The organism is Rhodococcus sp. WS1, from assembly GCF_003797745.1.
In the GTDB taxonomy this organism is placed as follows: Bacteria; Actinomycetota; Actinomycetes; order Mycobacteriales; family Mycobacteriaceae; genus Rhodococcus_F; species Rhodococcus_F erythropolis.
Genome location: NZ_RKLZ01000001.1, coordinates 1846534 through 1860464, shown reverse-complemented (window position 1 = coordinate 1860464; position 13931 = coordinate 1846534). Strand labels below are relative to the sequence as shown.

The 13931-nt window shown below is 63.8% G+C and carries 15 protein-coding genes; 11 read left to right on the top strand and 4 right to left on the bottom strand.

The features are described from left to right. Window positions 1–132 precede the first annotated feature (132 nt). The 5 genes from clpB to pyrE all read left to right on the top strand — a co-directional run bounded on the left by clpB (window position 133) and on the right by pyrE (window position 6244). Window positions 133–2685 carry an ATP-dependent chaperone ClpB gene (gene clpB / locus EEB12_RS08570; RefSeq protein ID WP_020906630.1) on the top strand — a complete coding sequence of 851 codons (2553 nt, stop codon included), beginning with the start codon at window positions 133–135 and terminating at the stop codon, window positions 2683–2685. A gap of 158 nt (window positions 2686–2843) precedes the next feature. Continuing rightward, on the top strand, window positions 2844–3815 hold the full coding sequence (locus EEB12_RS08565; RefSeq protein WP_029254744.1) for a hypothetical protein: 972 nt from the start codon (window positions 2844–2846) through the stop codon (window positions 3813–3815). Between the two features lie 86 nt (window positions 3816–3901). Next, window positions 3902–4789, top strand: coding sequence for a hypothetical protein (locus EEB12_RS08560; protein ID WP_020968800.1), 888 nt, complete (start codon window positions 3902–3904; stop codon window positions 4787–4789). Window positions 4790–4835: 46 nt separating this feature from the next. After that, complete coding sequence (locus tag EEB12_RS08555) at window positions 4836–5636, top strand: SDR family NAD(P)-dependent oxidoreductase (protein ID WP_029254745.1); 801 nt, start codon at window positions 4836–4838, stop codon at window positions 5634–5636. A 74-nt stretch (window positions 5637–5710) separates the two neighbouring features. Next, a complete protein-coding gene (gene pyrE / locus EEB12_RS08550) occupies window positions 5711–6244 on the top strand; it encodes an orotate phosphoribosyltransferase (RefSeq protein WP_019749433.1) in 534 nt (177 codons plus the stop codon). A gap of 51 nt (window positions 6245–6295) precedes the next feature. Here pyrE and EEB12_RS08545 read toward each other — a convergent pair whose 3' ends face one another. The 3 genes from EEB12_RS08545 to EEB12_RS08535 are packed head-to-tail and all read right to left on the bottom strand — an operon-like array spanning window position 6296 to window position 8616. Next, window positions 6296–7552: an MFS transporter gene (locus EEB12_RS08545; protein ID WP_020906634.1), complete on the bottom strand. Its 1257-nt coding sequence runs from the start codon at window positions 7550–7552 to the stop codon at window positions 6296–6298. Between the two features lie 23 nt (window positions 7553–7575). Next, complete coding sequence (locus EEB12_RS08540; RefSeq protein WP_020906635.1) at window positions 7576–8019, bottom strand: MarR family winged helix-turn-helix transcriptional regulator; 444 nt, start codon at window positions 8017–8019, stop codon at window positions 7576–7578. A 33-nt stretch (window positions 8020–8052) separates the two neighbouring features. Then, window positions 8053–8616, bottom strand: a complete 564-nt coding sequence (locus EEB12_RS08535; protein ID WP_020968802.1) for a TetR/AcrR family transcriptional regulator — start codon at window positions 8614–8616, stop codon at window positions 8053–8055. A 63-nt stretch (window positions 8617–8679) separates the two neighbouring features. Here EEB12_RS08535 and EEB12_RS08530 point away from each other — a divergent pair, with 63 nt between their 5' ends. Both EEB12_RS08530 and EEB12_RS08525 read left to right on the top strand, forming a co-directional pair. Beyond that, window positions 8680–9360, top strand: coding sequence for a lysophospholipid acyltransferase family protein (locus EEB12_RS08530; RefSeq protein WP_019749437.1), 681 nt, complete (start codon window positions 8680–8682; stop codon window positions 9358–9360). 49 nt (window positions 9361–9409) lie between these two features. Next, window positions 9410–10123, top strand: a complete 714-nt coding sequence (locus EEB12_RS08525) for a lysoplasmalogenase (protein ID WP_020968803.1) — start codon at window positions 9410–9412, stop codon at window positions 10121–10123. A 4-nt stretch (window positions 10124–10127) separates the two neighbouring features. Here EEB12_RS08525 and EEB12_RS08520 read toward each other — a convergent pair whose 3' ends face one another. After that, entirely contained in the window at window positions 10128–10571 is a 444-nt protein-coding gene (locus EEB12_RS08520) for a hypothetical protein (protein ID WP_020906637.1), read from the bottom strand. A gap of 34 nt (window positions 10572–10605) precedes the next feature. Between EEB12_RS08520 and EEB12_RS08515 the strand changes: the two genes are divergently transcribed. From EEB12_RS08515 to EEB12_RS08500, 4 genes are all read left to right on the top strand, one after another. Then, the gene (locus EEB12_RS08515; RefSeq protein ID WP_020906638.1) at window positions 10606–11388 is read left to right on the top strand and encodes an SDR family oxidoreductase; all 783 of its coding nucleotides are present in this window, start codon (window positions 10606–10608) and stop codon (window positions 11386–11388) included. 67 nt (window positions 11389–11455) lie between these two features. Continuing rightward, window positions 11456–12055, top strand: coding sequence for a DUF6636 domain-containing protein (locus EEB12_RS08510; protein WP_031332000.1), 600 nt, complete (start codon window positions 11456–11458; stop codon window positions 12053–12055). Continuing rightward, on the top strand, window positions 12055–12747 hold the full coding sequence (locus tag EEB12_RS08505; RefSeq protein ID WP_133728359.1) for a TrmH family RNA methyltransferase: 693 nt from the start codon (window positions 12055–12057) through the stop codon (window positions 12745–12747). Before EEB12_RS08510 ends, EEB12_RS08505 begins: the two co-directional genes overlap by 1 nt. A gap of 57 nt (window positions 12748–12804) precedes the next feature. Then, complete coding sequence (locus EEB12_RS08500; protein WP_003944321.1) at window positions 12805–13926, top strand: glycoside hydrolase family 76 protein; 1122 nt, start codon at window positions 12805–12807, stop codon at window positions 13924–13926. The last annotated feature ends 5 nt before the right edge of the window (window positions 13927–13931 follow it).

Below are 13931 nucleotides of genomic sequence, written 5' to 3'. Positions count from 1 at the left end.
AAACCAACTCGGCCTGGCGAAAACAAACTTGAGCGGAATAGACTCAAGTTTGTCCGCGTTGAGCATATTGACACAGTCGCAATACCAACCGGTCGCGGCTCTTCCCGTTCGACTTCGCCAGAAAGGTGACAAGTGGACTCGTTCACACCAACAACCAAGACCCAGGCTGCGATGACGGCTGCACTGCAGTCGGCGTCGTCGGCGGGTAATCCCGATATCCGGCCTGCCCATCTGCTGGTCGCATTGCTCGACCAGACCGACGGCATCGCTGCCCCACTACTCAAAGCTGTAGGCGTCGACCCCACGGTCGTACACCGTGAAGCACAGGCAATCGTCGATCGCCTGCCCAAGACAACCGGCGCAAGCTCCACCCCGCAACTCGGGCGTGAGGCACTCGCGGCACTCACTGCTGCTCAGCACCTCGCCACCGAGATGGACGACGAATACGTCTCCACCGAGCACGTCCTCTACGGACTGGCCGGCGGCGACTCCGACGTCGCGCAGTTGCTCGTACGTCATGGCGCTACCCAGGACGCATTGCGTGAAGCCTTCACCACCGTCCGCGGCAGCGCTCGCGTCACCAGCCCGGAGCCCGAAGGCACCTACCAAGCGCTGGAAAAGTACTCCACCGACCTCACCGAAGCTGCACGTAGCGGCAAGCTCGACCCGGTGATCGGTCGCGACACCGAGATTCGCCGTGTCGTGCAGGTGCTCTCGCGTCGTACCAAGAACAACCCGGTACTCATCGGTGAGCCCGGCGTCGGCAAGACCGCGATCGTGGAGGGCCTTGCCCAACGCATCGTCGCGGGTGACGTCCCGGAATCGCTTCGAGGCAAGACCGTCGTGTCCCTGGACCTCGGGTCCATGGTCGCCGGTGCCAAGTTCCGCGGTGAATTCGAGGAACGCCTCAAGGCAGTTCTCGACGACATCAAGAACAGTGCCGGACAGGTCATCACCTTCATCGACGAGTTGCACACCATCGTCGGCGCCGGAGCCACCGGTGAATCCGCGATGGACGCAGGCAACATGATCAAGCCGATGCTCGCCCGCGGTGAGCTGCGACTGGTCGGTGCCACCACGCTCGAGGAGTACCGCAAGTACATCGAGAAGGACGCAGCACTCGAGCGTCGTTTCCAGCAGGTGCTCGTCGGTGAGCCCTCGGTCGAGGACACCATCGGCATCCTGCGCGGTCTCAAGGAGCGCTACGAGGTGCACCACGGCGTACGCATCACCGACTCCGCGTTGGTGGCTGCTGCCGCGCTGTCGGACCGGTACATCACCTCGCGGTTCCTGCCGGACAAGGCCATCGACCTCGTGGACGAAGCCGCATCGCGACTTCGTATGGAGATCGACTCGCGACCCGTCGAGATCGACGAGGTGGAACGCACTGTTCGCCGACTCGAAATCGAAGAAGTGGCACTCGAGAAGGAAACCGACGACGCGTCCAAGGCTCGGCTCGAGAAGCTGCGTCAGGAACTCGCCGACGATCGCGAAAAGCTCAATCAGCTCAGCACCCGCTGGCAGAACGAAAAGCAGGCCATCGACTCGGTGCGCGTGCTGAAGGAACAGCTCGAAACCCTGCGAGGAGAGTCCGAACGCGCTGAGCGTGACGGCGATCTGGGCAAGGCAGCCGAGTTGCGCTACGGCCGCATCCCGGCGCTGGAGAAGGAACTGGAAGAGGCAGCAGTCGCTTCCGGAGCCGCCTCCGACGGTGACGTGATGCTCAAGGAAGAGGTCGGGCCGGACGACGTCGCAGACGTGGTCGCAGCCTGGACCGGCATTCCGGCGGGCCGGATGATGGAAGGCGAGACCGAGAAACTGCTCCGCATGGAGTCCGAACTCGGCAAGCGCGTCGTCGGCCAGACCGACGCCGTCGTCGCCGTCTCGGATGCGGTTCGCCGCGCCCGAGCAGGTGTCGCCGACCCCAATCGGCCCACCGGTTCCTTCCTGTTCCTCGGCCCGACCGGCGTCGGTAAGACGGAGCTCGCCAAAGCCTTGGCGGACTTCCTCTTCGACGACGAGCGCGCGATGATCCGTATCGACATGAGCGAATACGGTGAGAAGCACTCGGTGGCCCGACTCGTCGGTGCCCCTCCGGGCTACGTCGGCTACGAAGCCGGTGGCCAGCTCACCGAAGCAGTTCGGCGACGCCCGTACTCGGTGGTCCTCTTCGACGAGGTCGAGAAGGCACACCCCGACGTGTTCGACGTCCTGCTCGCAGTGCTCGACGAAGGCCGACTCACCGACGGTCAAGGCCGCACGGTGGACTTCCGCAACACCATCCTGATCCTGACCTCCAACCTGGGATCCGGTGGCACGCGGGAGCAGGTCATGGACGCGGTACGCCACGCGTTCAAGCCCGAGTTCATCAACCGTCTCGACGACGTGGTCGTCTTCGACTCGCTCTCCGAAGAGCAGTTGGAGCACATCGTGGACATCCAGCTCGAGCAGCTGCAGAAGCGTCTGGCTGCGCGTCGTCTCACCCTCGAGGTGAACGGTGCTGCCCGGATGTGGCTCGCGGTGCGCGGCTACGACCCGCTGTACGGCGCTCGGCCATTGCGTCGACTCGTTCAGCAGTCGATCGGCGACCAGCTCGCCAAGCTGCTCCTGGCCGGCAAGGTCCAGGACGGCGACACCGTGCACGTCGGTGTCAGCGAGGACGCGGATCAGTTGGTTCTCTCCTGATTCGGTAAGCGGAATGCCCCGTCGATCCACTTGGATCGGCGGGGCATTCGCATTTTGTTCTACCCTGGATGGCTGGATGCTCGAACCGGGGATGTCTGCACCCGCGCCTCTCCGAACGACTTCGACGCTCTTTCGTCCCAACCGAAGGTGAGCCAGGCATGACCGATCAGAACGATCCGCGTAACTCGGGTGGGCCGCGCCGTGAGGATCCCGAGGCCACCGAGGTCTGGGGGCGTACACCCGACCAGCCGACAGAGCAGTACGGGACGGTGTCCGGCCAGAATCCGAACCAGCCGACGGAGTACTTCGGTCAGCAGCCGGGGGCGGGGCAGTTTCCGGGGGCGCAGCAGTATCCCTACGGTGGCCCGGATCAGAACACGGAGTACTTGGGGCAGCAGGGGCAGCAGCCGAATCCCACGCAGGCCTTCCCCGCCTACAACCCGCAGTTCGATCCGCAGGCCCCGCCGCCGGGTGCGACGCAGGCCTATCCGCCGTACACGGCCCAGCAGTACGGGAACCCGGATCAGTACGGGAATACACAGCAGTACGGAAATACACAGCAGTATCCGGTTGCCGGTGGTGGCGGGGGAGTTCCGCCGGAACAGCCGTTCATCGAAGACGGGTCGTCGGGCGGCGGCAAGAAGCGCAAGCTCGCGACGTGGGTGGCTGCCGGTGTGGTCGGGATCCTGGTCGCCGTGATCGCGATCGTCGCGTTCTCGGCGTTCGGTTCGAACGACAAGGGAACCCAGACCGCTTTCGTTCCGCCGACCACTACGACGCAGGCGCCGACCACCACACCGCCGAAGGCCAGCACCACGGCGCCGACTCCGACGACGGATTCCCCGCTCAGCCAGCTCCCGGGCGGGCTCGGCGAAGTCATCGGCGACGCCGGAGGAGCCGTCGGCACCGTCAAGTCGAACGACGGCGGCACGTTGGTCATCGATTCGATCGGTGGATCGCAGGTGACGGTTCTGACCACAGCCGACACCACCCTCATCGCGCTCAACCGCGCCACGATCGCCGATCTGCAACCGGGAGACAACATCGTCGTCGACGGAACTCCGGTGGAGAACGGCACGATGACCGCCAACACGATTCTGAGTACGTCGTTGCCGAAGTTCGGCAACTGAGTCGTTCACGACACATCAGGCGAGTCCACCAGGGTGTCGCGGGAGGTTGAGGCCGCGAGTCGCTACCCTGGAGGGTGATGACTGGAATGTGGTTCGGACTGGCAGCAATTGCACTCGCAGGCGCGGGTGCGCTCCTGTACGTCGACAGGACGAGGCGAGATCAATCCGGGCGAGTGCGTCAGATCTGGGCCAAGGCGCAGGGATACACGTACACGGCCACTGACGATCAGCTGGCGGGCGAATGGCATCGCGCGGTCATGGCGAAGCAGGACTACCTGACTGCCACCGACGTCGTCCGAGGCCGTCGTCGCGGAGAGCAGTTCGTGCTGTTCGACCTGGAAGAGACCGCAACCATCGTCGCCGTTCGCCGCGAGATCGGGTCGGACGTCGACATCGATCTTCGGTTGAAATCGACGGCTCCGCCCAAGGACGGCGACCTGAACCTGCTGGGTGCGATCGGTTCACGAGTCGTCTTCGCGACCGATCTCGAGATCGCACGTCGTGTCTGTGATCAGCGCATGGTGGCGTTCACCGAATCGGTTCCGCCGTCGATCAGCATGCTGTGGAGCGAAGGCCAGTGGACTCTCGGCTCGCTCCCCGTAACCAGCAACGGTCGGGATTGGGACGCTGCAATCGAGTCGGTTGCGCGCCTGTCCGGCATTCTGCATGTCCTGCCTCCCGTCACCGATCCCAACGAACTCGAGGTCGATCACGATCCGAGCCGCCCGCGGCCGGGCGCCGAGAAGTCTCGCCCAACTCCGGATCCGGTAGAACAGCCCCGTTCGCGTCAAGAGCAGCCGCCCCGTGAAGCTCCGCCGCGTGAATTTGCCCCGCGTGAGTCCGCACCGCGTGAGCCTGCACCGCGGGAATCTGCGCCACGTCCGGATCAATCGCTGCGCAAGCCCGAGGCGGCTGACAAGCCGGCTCAGCGTCCGGCGTCGCAGCGCTCGGGCACAATTCGCCCGGTCGACTGACCTTTAAGGTTCCCGTCCAGCCGCGATAACCACTAGCGTGGCCGGTATGTCGACTTCCCACTCGGATCGCCCTGTGCGTCCCGTTGCCCTGGTGACCGGACCTACCTCTGGTCTCGGCGCCGGTTTCGCCAAGAAATACGCCTCCCTCGGATACGACCTGGTTCTCGTCGCACGTGACGAGGTCAGATTGCACGACCTCGCGTCCGAGTTGAAGACGATGTTCGGCACCGAGTCGGAGATTCTGGTTGCCGATCTCGCATCGGAGGCTGGACGCGACACCGTCGCGCTTCGTCTGGAGAAGGGCGTCGAGGTGTTGGTGAACAACGCCGGATTCGGTACCTCCGGCGAGTTCTGGACTGCAGATCCGGCGCTTCTTCAGTCTCAACTCGACGTCAACGTCACCGCCGTGATGCGGCTGACCCGTGCGGCGCTGCCCAGCATGATCGCGTCGGCGCACGGAACGATTGTCAACGTGGCGAGCGTCGCGGGCCTGCTGTCCGGACGGGGTTCGACGTATTCGGCAAGCAAGGCCTATGTCATCTCGTTCACCGAAGGGCTTTCCGGCGGGTTGGCCGGGACGGGAGTGCGCGTTCAGGCGCTGTGCCCGGGCTTCATCCGCACCGAGTTCCACGAGCGTGCGGGCATCGAGATGTCCACGATCCCCAAGCCGATGTGGTTGAGCGTCGACCAGGTGGTTGCGGCGTCGATGAAGGATCTCGGTGACGACAAGGTCATCAGCATTCCGGGAATTCAGTACAAGGTCCTCACGACGGCTGGGCGTCTGGTTCCCAAGGGGCTGGTTCGCCGGTTGACCAACATCGTTGGACGAGGCCGCGGGCGAACGTAGTCCAGAGGCAGTAGCCGAACGTAGCCCAGAGGCAGAAGCCGAGCATAAGCCGGTGGTCGGTAGGCTGAGCACTCATGAGCGATCGTGAGGATTTGGCTGCGCTGGTGCGCGAATTGGCTGTTGTACACGGAAAGGTGACGCTGTCTTCGGGCAAGGAAGCCGACTACTACGTCGACCTTCGCCGCGCGACACTTCACCACAAGGCGGCGCCGCTGATCGGCTCGCTGCTGCGTGAACTGGTCGCGGACTGGGATTTCGACGCCGTCGGAGGTTTGACGATGGGCGCCGATCCGGTTGCGATGGCGGTGATGCACGCTCCCGGACGCCCGATCGACGCGTTTGTCGTTCGCAAGGCTGCGAAGGCTCACGGGATGCAGCGTCAGATCGAGGGCCCGGACATCGTGGGCAAGCGTGTCCTGGTTGTCGAGGACACGACCACGACGGGCAATTCTCCGTTGACAGCAGTGAAGGCTCTGCGCGAGGCAGGGGCCACAGTGGTCGGAGTCGCTACCGTCGTCGATCGCGCGACGGGTGCGGACGCGATTATCGGTGCCGAGGGCGTCGAGTACCGATCGCTGCTGGGCCTGGAAGATCTGAACCTGAGCTGACGCCCCGTGAGTGGTTAAGGAGTCCCTGCACTCCTCAACCACTCACAGGGGTCAGTCGCCTACGGTGACGGCGAGTGCTTCGTCGACGCTGTGCGGCGCGGGATCGTGGTCGTCGACGTGTGCGAGGACCTTGCGTCCGCTCGACAGGACGAACACGGCGGCGAGGGTGAGCACCGCGCCGACCCAGAACGGCATGTGGACGTTGGACTCGCCGAGCTTGCCGGCTACCCACGGAGCTGCGGCGCCGCCGACGAATCGAACGAAGCTGTAAGCAGCCGAGGCGGTCGACCGTTCCACGGGAGCCGAGATCATGACGGTTTCGGTGATGAGTGTGTTGTTCACGCCGAGGAACAACCCGGCGAGGACGACACCCACGATCAAGACGATCTTGTTCTCGGTGAAGAGCGCCATCATGCCGAGGTCGAGTGCGAACAGTGTCAGCGCCAGCATCATCATCGGTAGTGTGCCGAAGCGTCGTTGCAGTCGAGGGGCGAGGAAGACCGACGAGATCGCCAGCATCAGGCCCCATCCGAAGAAGATGAAACCGATCGGGTACGCCCCCATGTCGAGGGGGAACGGTGTGTACGCGAGCAGTGTGAAGAATCCGTAGTTGTAGAGCAGCGCGGTGATGGCAACGGTGAGTAGCCCGCGGTGTCGCAGCGCCTGGAAGGGCGCAGCGATGGATGTGTGGTGTTCGGGCTTGGGTGCGCTCGGAAGCATCACGACGATGAGAATGAAGGCAACCGCCATCAGGGCTGCGACGCCGAAGAACGGTGCGCGCCAGCTGATGTCACCGAGAACGCCGCCGACCAACGGTCCGACTGCGATACCGATGCCCAGTGCAGCCTCGTACAGGATGATCGCCCGTGCGACGCCGCCGCTGGCCGCGCCGACGATGGCCGCCAATGCCGTTGCGATGAAGAGTGCATTGCCCAGTCCCCAGCCGGCACGGAATCCGACGATCTGGCCGATGGTGCTGGAAGCGCCTGCCAGAGAGGCGAACACGATGATGATGGCAAGGCCTACAAGAAGTGTTTTCTTGGCGCCGATGCGGCTGGACACCACACCGGTGATGAGCATGGCCACGCCGGTGACGAGCATGTAGCTGGTGAACAGGAGCGAAACCTGCGACGGTGTGGCGTCGAGTTGTTCGCCGATCGGCTTGAGGATCGGATCGACCAATCCGATGCCCATGAAGGCGATGACGCTGGCAAAGGCTACCGCCCACACCGCTTTCGGTTGTTTCAGGAGGCTCGGCGGAGCCTCGTTCTGGTGCGTTGATGTCGCGGTCGTGTTGCTCACGGCCACCTCCTTTTTCAGTGGTGGGTATTTCAGCTGGGGTCGGAAGTCTTGATGATGGACCGCAATTCGGCCAATCCGTCGGCCAGTTTCTTGATCTGCTCGGGCCCGAGTTCGACGAAGTGGGGGACTAGAGCGTCGGCGATCTCGTTTCGGCCGTCGTTCAGGATCTTTCGACCCTTCTCGGTCATGGCGACGCGCACTGCGCGGGCGTCCTCCGGGTCGGCGCGGCGTTCGACGTAACCGTTCTCGCCGAGTTTGCGCAGTAGGGCAGTGGCAGAGGGCTGCGAGCTTCTGTCGAGTCGAGCGAAATCGCTGATCCGCATTTCGCCGTATTCCTCGAGGAGTGAGAGCGCGCGCAGCCAGGCGCGTGGGTACTGATCGGACGCGAAAGAACCTGCCAGCTTCGCGAAGCGGTGCGTGTTGCTCACGAGGTCGACGAGTAGTTCGTGCAGTTGCTGCTCTTCATCTGTCACGAAAAATATTATTGCATAGGGTAACTATGTAAATCAACGAGTCCGTAAAAGGTGGTCCGTCACACTTGTGGTGACCAGTGCCGCGATGTCGAGGCCGGGTGCAACGAGCGCGAGGCTTCGATTTGCCGCCAGCACTGCGATGCCGTGGGTTCCGGTCCAGATGTTCACCGCAGAAGTGGTGGGATCGGACGCGTCGGCCTCTTCGGTCACGGCTTGCAGGGCGGCGAAGAGCGGGAGTGACGACTCTCGGAGGTTGCTGCCGGCGGCTTCGAGGAGGTCGTGGCGAAATATCAACTCGAACATCGCCGGCCGCTCCTGGGCGAATGACACGTATTCGATTGCTGCCGAGATCAATCGGCTACGAGCGGGTTGTTTGCCGACAAGTGCCGGTTGGAGTCTTTCGGTGAGATCGCGCAGGCCGTGTGAGGCAATTGCGGCAAGCAGGCTGTTGTGGGTCGGAAAGTATCTCCGCGGGGCGCCGTGCGACACGCCCGCCCGGCGCGCGATCTCCCGTAGCGTCAGTTCTGTGGCGCCGTCGGCATCGAGAATCTCGACGCCGGTGGCGACGAGTGTTTCGCGAAGGCTGCTGACAGTCATGGAAGACAGTGTCTATTATTCTGGACGTAGACACTGTCTACTAGACGGAAAAGGTGATGCCCTGTGCTCTATTGGCTGTTCAAATACGTTCTGATCGGCCCGGTCCTCTGGCTGTTCGGGCGGCCGACGATCGAGGGGCAGCACCACATCCCCAAGAAAGGGCCGGTGATTCTCGCCGGAAACCATCGGGCAGTCGTCGACTCGTTCTTCCTGGTTCTCATGGTGCGCCGGCGCATCACCTTCGTCGCGAAGAGTGAATATTTCACCGGGACCGGTGTGAAGGGCGCGATGCAGCGCTGGTTCTTCGGTGGGGCGGGTCAGGTGCCGATCGACCGTAGTGGCGCCGATGCCTCCCGTGCGGCATTGGACACGGCCATCGGAATTCTCGACAAAGGCGGAGTCTGGGGGATCTATCCCGAGGGAACGCGATCGCCCGACGGATGCCTGTACAAGGGAAAGACCGGAGCGATTCGTGTCGCCTTGGAAACCGGGGCGCCGGTCATTCCCGTCGTCGTGCACGGCGGCGACGCAGTCAACCCGCCGGGTACGCGGATGTGGCGCTTCAGCAAGGTCCGGATCACGGTAGGGGAGCCGATCGACTTCTCTCGGTACCGCGAACTTCGTGGCTACCAGGCCGTCGTGCGCGCGGCGACGGACGAATTGATGTCAGTGCTCTGTGACCAGTCGGGGCAGGAATACGTCGATGTCTACGGCGCGGACGTCAAATCCGGCGATGCTGCCTGAGTGACCCAGTACGGTCGCTGTTGGACGTGTAACCAACAGGAGGATTGTGATGGCGGGCAAGTGGGGCATCGAGCACGCAGTTTTTGCGGCGGCGACGGCAGCGACGGTGGTCGGGGCAGTGGTCGGTAACGAGCGGGTTCAGCAGATCGCGAAGCCGCTGATTGCACCTGCCTTGGCGGCCCGAGTGCTGCGCAAGCGCTCGGAGACGGAAACAGCCGATACCGCACTGCTTCTCGCCGGCCTCGCCGCTGCGACCGTCGGCGACGTGTTCATGATCGACCCGGACAACGATGCTCGTCTGATCAAGGGCGCGTCCTCGTTCGCGGTGATGCAGGCCAGTTACTCGGCTCTTCTCCTGCGCCGCGGGGCACGGCCGACCCGTGCTGCCCTCAAACCCCGCATGAGCGGTTGGTCGACGGCGTCCGGTCTGCTCCGTGCCAAGGCACCGAGCGTGTCGACGCCGCTCACCGGATACGGATTGATGTTGGGAACCACCTCGACGTTGTCGGCGGACCCCGCTCTGGCACCGCAGTCCAAGGCCGTGCTCGACGTTGTCGTCCCGAACAAGGATCGACGCTCCTGGCTCGGATTGGGCGGAGTGCTCTTCACCGCGTCCGACGGGCTGATCGTGGTGCGTCGACTGTTCATCCGCGGGACCGCCGGCCGTGCCGCTGCCGAGGGTGTGATCCTGGCGTCGTACGCGGGAGCGCAACTGATGCTGGTGGAGGGCATGTTGGCGCTGGGACGCAAGAAGAGCGTCTAGTTTTTCACGGGCACAGCATGATTCGGTCTCGGTTCTTCGGGTCCACCATGACGGTGACCGTGGATCCGGGAGTGATCTTGTCTTTGAACTCGGGTCGGATCTCGTACTCGATCCGGCCCGAGTACGAATCGGAACCTGGAACCGTGAGGCGGAGTGCGAGCTTGGCCAACTCGCCGTCGACGGTTCGACGCAGGGGTGTGACCTTGTCGATTCGTGCCCACCCTTCGAGGCCGTGCTTTTCGAGCTTGCGCTCGGCGCGGGTCGGTCGATTGGCCCAGGCCATTCCGAATCCGAGTACCGAGCCGAAAGCGGCGAGTAGCCCGCCGATCTGATAGGGCAGAGTGCCAGGTGGGGTGTGCTCGACCAGCCATCCGAGCCACACCGCGAGCACGATCAGATATCCCACCGCGATGAAACATACGGTGTGTACGACGCGACGGTGATTCATCAGATTTCCTCCACATCCAGGATAGCCTGACCGGATGAGCGAACCGAACGTCTTCATCACCGGTGCTGCGGCTGGAATCGGGCGGGAGACGTCGCTGTTGTTCGCGCGCAACGGATACCGCGTCGGCGCGTTCGACATCGACGACGCCGGCCTTGCCTCGTTGAAGGCCGAGATCGACGGTTTCGGTGGGAGCGTCGTGACGGGTGTCCTGGACGTCACCGATCCGGTGGGATGGGCGCAGTGTCTGGCCGATTTTGCCGGGGAGTCCGGGCGTCTGGACATCCTGATCAACAATGCGGGCGTGCTCTCCTCGGGACGGTTCGAGGATATTTCTCTTGCGGCGCATCGCCGAATGGTCGACATCAACATCACCGGCACCCTCAACGGCACGCACACGGCTTTCCCGTACCTCCGCGATACCGTCGGCGCTCAGGTGGTCAATCTGTGCTCCGCTTCGGCGATCTACGGCCAGCCCGAACTGGCGACGTACGGTGCAACCAAGTTCGCGATCCGCGGCCTGACCGAGGCGCTCGATCTGGAATGGGCACAGCACGACATCCGTGTTCTCGCGCTCTGGCCGTTGTTCGTCCAGACCGCGATGGTCACTGGAATGGACACCGGAGCCACCAGATCGTTGGGTATCAAGCTGACTGCCACCGACGTCGCGAAGGAGCTGTGGGCGGCCACACGCGGCGCCGGACGCGTACACAAGGTTCACTACCCGGTCGGAACTCAGGCAAAGCTCTTTCTCAGTGCGTCGCGGTTCTCGCCCGCGTGGCTCTCACGGCTGATGAACAAGCGCGTCACCAGCACTTAGTCGACCACACGATAGAGTGCACTGTCGGCTGTTGCTGGGCCAAGATGACGTGTGTGGAGGTAGTCGGGTGGTTCGTGTTCGGGTGGGGTTCGTCTTGTTGGGCGTCGGGTCGGCGCTCGTGCTCGCAGGGTGCGGCGGGGAGGCGGATTCAGCGCCGACCGTAGCGGCGCAGCCAAGTTCGACCACCACTACCGCAGTGCCGACGACAACCACCACCGTCGCGCCCGTCGTCCCCACGACCACCGAACCACCGACCACGACGCTGCCACCGACGACGACGCTCACGGACGTGCAGTTCGAGCGCAACGAGTCGTACTACTTCACCACTCCCGACGGGAACTTCCAGTGCGGCATCATCAAGTTGCCCACCAGAATCGAAGCCGGGTGCGAGGGAACGACCACCCCGGTTCCGCCGCGGCCGGAGAGCTGCATGGTCAACTGGGGCAACGGCATTCGCGTCACCGACGAGGGTGACGGTGCTTTCATGTGTTCGGGCGGAGAGGTGTACACCTCGGGCGGCCCCGACGCCGATCCGGTGTTGGCGGCCGGTCAACCGCTGAGCAAACTGGGTTTCACCTGTACGACCACCGCGACAGACGTCTCGTGTGTCAACGATCAGACCACGCACGGCTTCACGGTGGCTGCAGATTCCAACGAGGTGTACTGATGACCGAAGTCGCAGCCGACGACGTCTCCGGTGGGGCCGGTGAACCGGGACCCACCGAGTGGGGCGAGAACCCCAACGGCGTCGGGCCGTGGGCCGAGGAGCACGACACGGAACCGCCGACAGACGAGCGCTACGACCCCGTACTCCTCGCCGAGGGTGATCGTCGAAACGTCTTGGACGAGTACCGGTACTGGACGCGGGAAGCGATAGTCGAGGACATCGACTCGCGCCGTCACACGATGCATGTCGCCATCGAAAACTTCGCGCACGACGCCAATATCGGCACGGTGGTCCGCACGGCAAACGCGTTTGCTGCGGCCGCGGTCCACATCGTGGGGCGTCGGCGCTGGAATCGGCGGGGCGCCATGGTGACCGATCGATACCAACACATCGTTCACCACGCCGATATCAGCGAGCTCGTCGAGTACGCCCGTGAGAATTCACTCACGATCGTTGCCGTCGACAACACCCCGGGGTCGGTGCCGCTGGAAACGGCAAGCCTGCCGCGAGAGTGCATCCTGCTGTTCGGTCAAGAAGGGCCCGGAGTGACCGAACATGCGAAAGAGGTTGCGTCCATGACGGTCTCGATCGCGCAATTCGGGTCGACTCGCAGCATCAACGCCGGCGTCGCGGCCGGCATTGCGATGCACGCGTGGGTACGTGAGCATGCCGATCTCGCCGATTCCCGCTGATCTCGCTCGCGAATTCCGGCTAGCGCGTAGCGCCTCGACCAGACAGGATAGGTAGTTATGCAGGAAGTGTGGGCAGAGCGAGCCGATGCGGCTGAGGGCGCGATAGTCAGTCGTCACCTTCGGCGCCTGTGGGGAATGCCCCGGACAGCACTCGGCGTGGTTGCCTGGCCCGCTGTTCGGCGCGAGCGGATGTTCAAGCCGTGGCACTACTGGTGGCAAGCACACCTGCTCGACACTGCAATCGACGCGCTCGAACGTGACCCGACGCCCAAGCGTCGTCGCCGGGTGGCGAAGGTTGCCCGCAGTGTGCGGGTCCGCAACGTCTCGGCGTGGACCAACAACTATTACGACGACATGGCGTGGCTGGGCCTCTCGCTCGAACGTGCTCAACGTATGTTCTCGGTCGATCACCGGACCGCGGTCCAGGCGCTCGAATCGCAACTCTTCGATTCGTGGTCCCCGGCCGACGGCGGCGGTATTCCGTGGTGCAAAGGTTCCGATTTCTACAACACCCCGGCAAACGGACCCGCCGGAATCATGCTGGCGCGCACCGGAAAACTCTGGCGCGCGCAGGCAACGGCCGACTGGATCGACGAGACGCTGCGGGATCCGGACTCCGGACTGATCTTCGACGGTATCCGCCGCGACGGCACCCTCGAGCGCGCGATCTATTCGTACTGTCAGGGCGTCACGCTGGGGTTGGAAACCGAGTTGTCGACGCGATTGGGCGAACCGCGCCACCGCGAGCGAGTCCACAAACTCGTCGACGCGGTGTACGACGGAATGACCGAGTACGGAGTCATCACGGGCGGTGGCGGAGGCGACGGCGGACTGTTCAACGCAATCCTGGCTCGCTACCTCGCGTTCGTGGTGGTGAACTTGTCCTGGGAGACTCACGAGGACCTGCGAGCGCGCGAACTCGCAGCGCAGATCGTTCTGTCCTCCGCGGAAGCGGCCTGGAACAACAGACTGCAGATCGAAGGTCTGCCGCTGTTCGGGCATGACTGGACCAAGGATGCTCAGTTGCCGAGTCTGTCCGGCGACATCGCCACCTTCGCCGCCGGAACGGTGCGCTCGTCGAGCGTGCCCGAGCGAGACCTCTCGGTGCAGGTAGGTGGGTGGATGCTCATGGAGGCGGCATTTGTCGTCTCGGCGGCTGGATACCCGCGTAAGCGTTAGGCTTT

What these genes read in the sequence shown, in the direction of transcription:
- EEB12_RS08565 (WP_029254744.1), top strand. Translation starts at nt 2,844, where the DNA reads ATGACCGATCAGAACGATCCGCGTAACTCGGGTGGGCCGCGCCGTGAG.
- EEB12_RS08560 (WP_020968800.1), top strand. Translation starts at nt 3,902, where the DNA reads ATGTGGTTCGGACTGGCAGCAATTGCACTCGCAGGCGCGGGTGCGCTC.
- EEB12_RS08555 (WP_029254745.1), top strand. Translation starts at nt 4,836, where the DNA reads ATGTCGACTTCCCACTCGGATCGCCCTGTGCGTCCCGTTGCCCTGGTG.
- pyrE (WP_019749433.1), top strand. Translation starts at nt 5,711, where the DNA reads ATGAGCGATCGTGAGGATTTGGCTGCGCTGGTGCGCGAATTGGCTGTT.
- EEB12_RS08535 (WP_020968802.1), bottom strand. Translation starts at nt 8,616, where the DNA reads ATGACTGTCAGCAGCCTTCGCGAAACACTCGTCGCCACCGGCGTCGAG.
- EEB12_RS08525 (WP_020968803.1), top strand. Translation starts at nt 9,410, where the DNA reads ATGGCGGGCAAGTGGGGCATCGAGCACGCAGTTTTTGCGGCGGCGACG.
- EEB12_RS08520 (WP_020906637.1), bottom strand. Translation starts at nt 10,571, where the DNA reads ATGAATCACCGTCGCGTCGTACACACCGTATGTTTCATCGCGGTGGGA.
- EEB12_RS08515 (WP_020906638.1), top strand. Translation starts at nt 10,606, where the DNA reads ATGAGCGAACCGAACGTCTTCATCACCGGTGCTGCGGCTGGAATCGGG.
- EEB12_RS08505 (WP_133728359.1), top strand. Translation starts at nt 12,055, where the DNA reads ATGACCGAAGTCGCAGCCGACGACGTCTCCGGTGGGGCCGGTGAACCG.
- EEB12_RS08500 (WP_003944321.1), top strand. Translation starts at nt 12,805, where the DNA reads ATGCAGGAAGTGTGGGCAGAGCGAGCCGATGCGGCTGAGGGCGCGATA.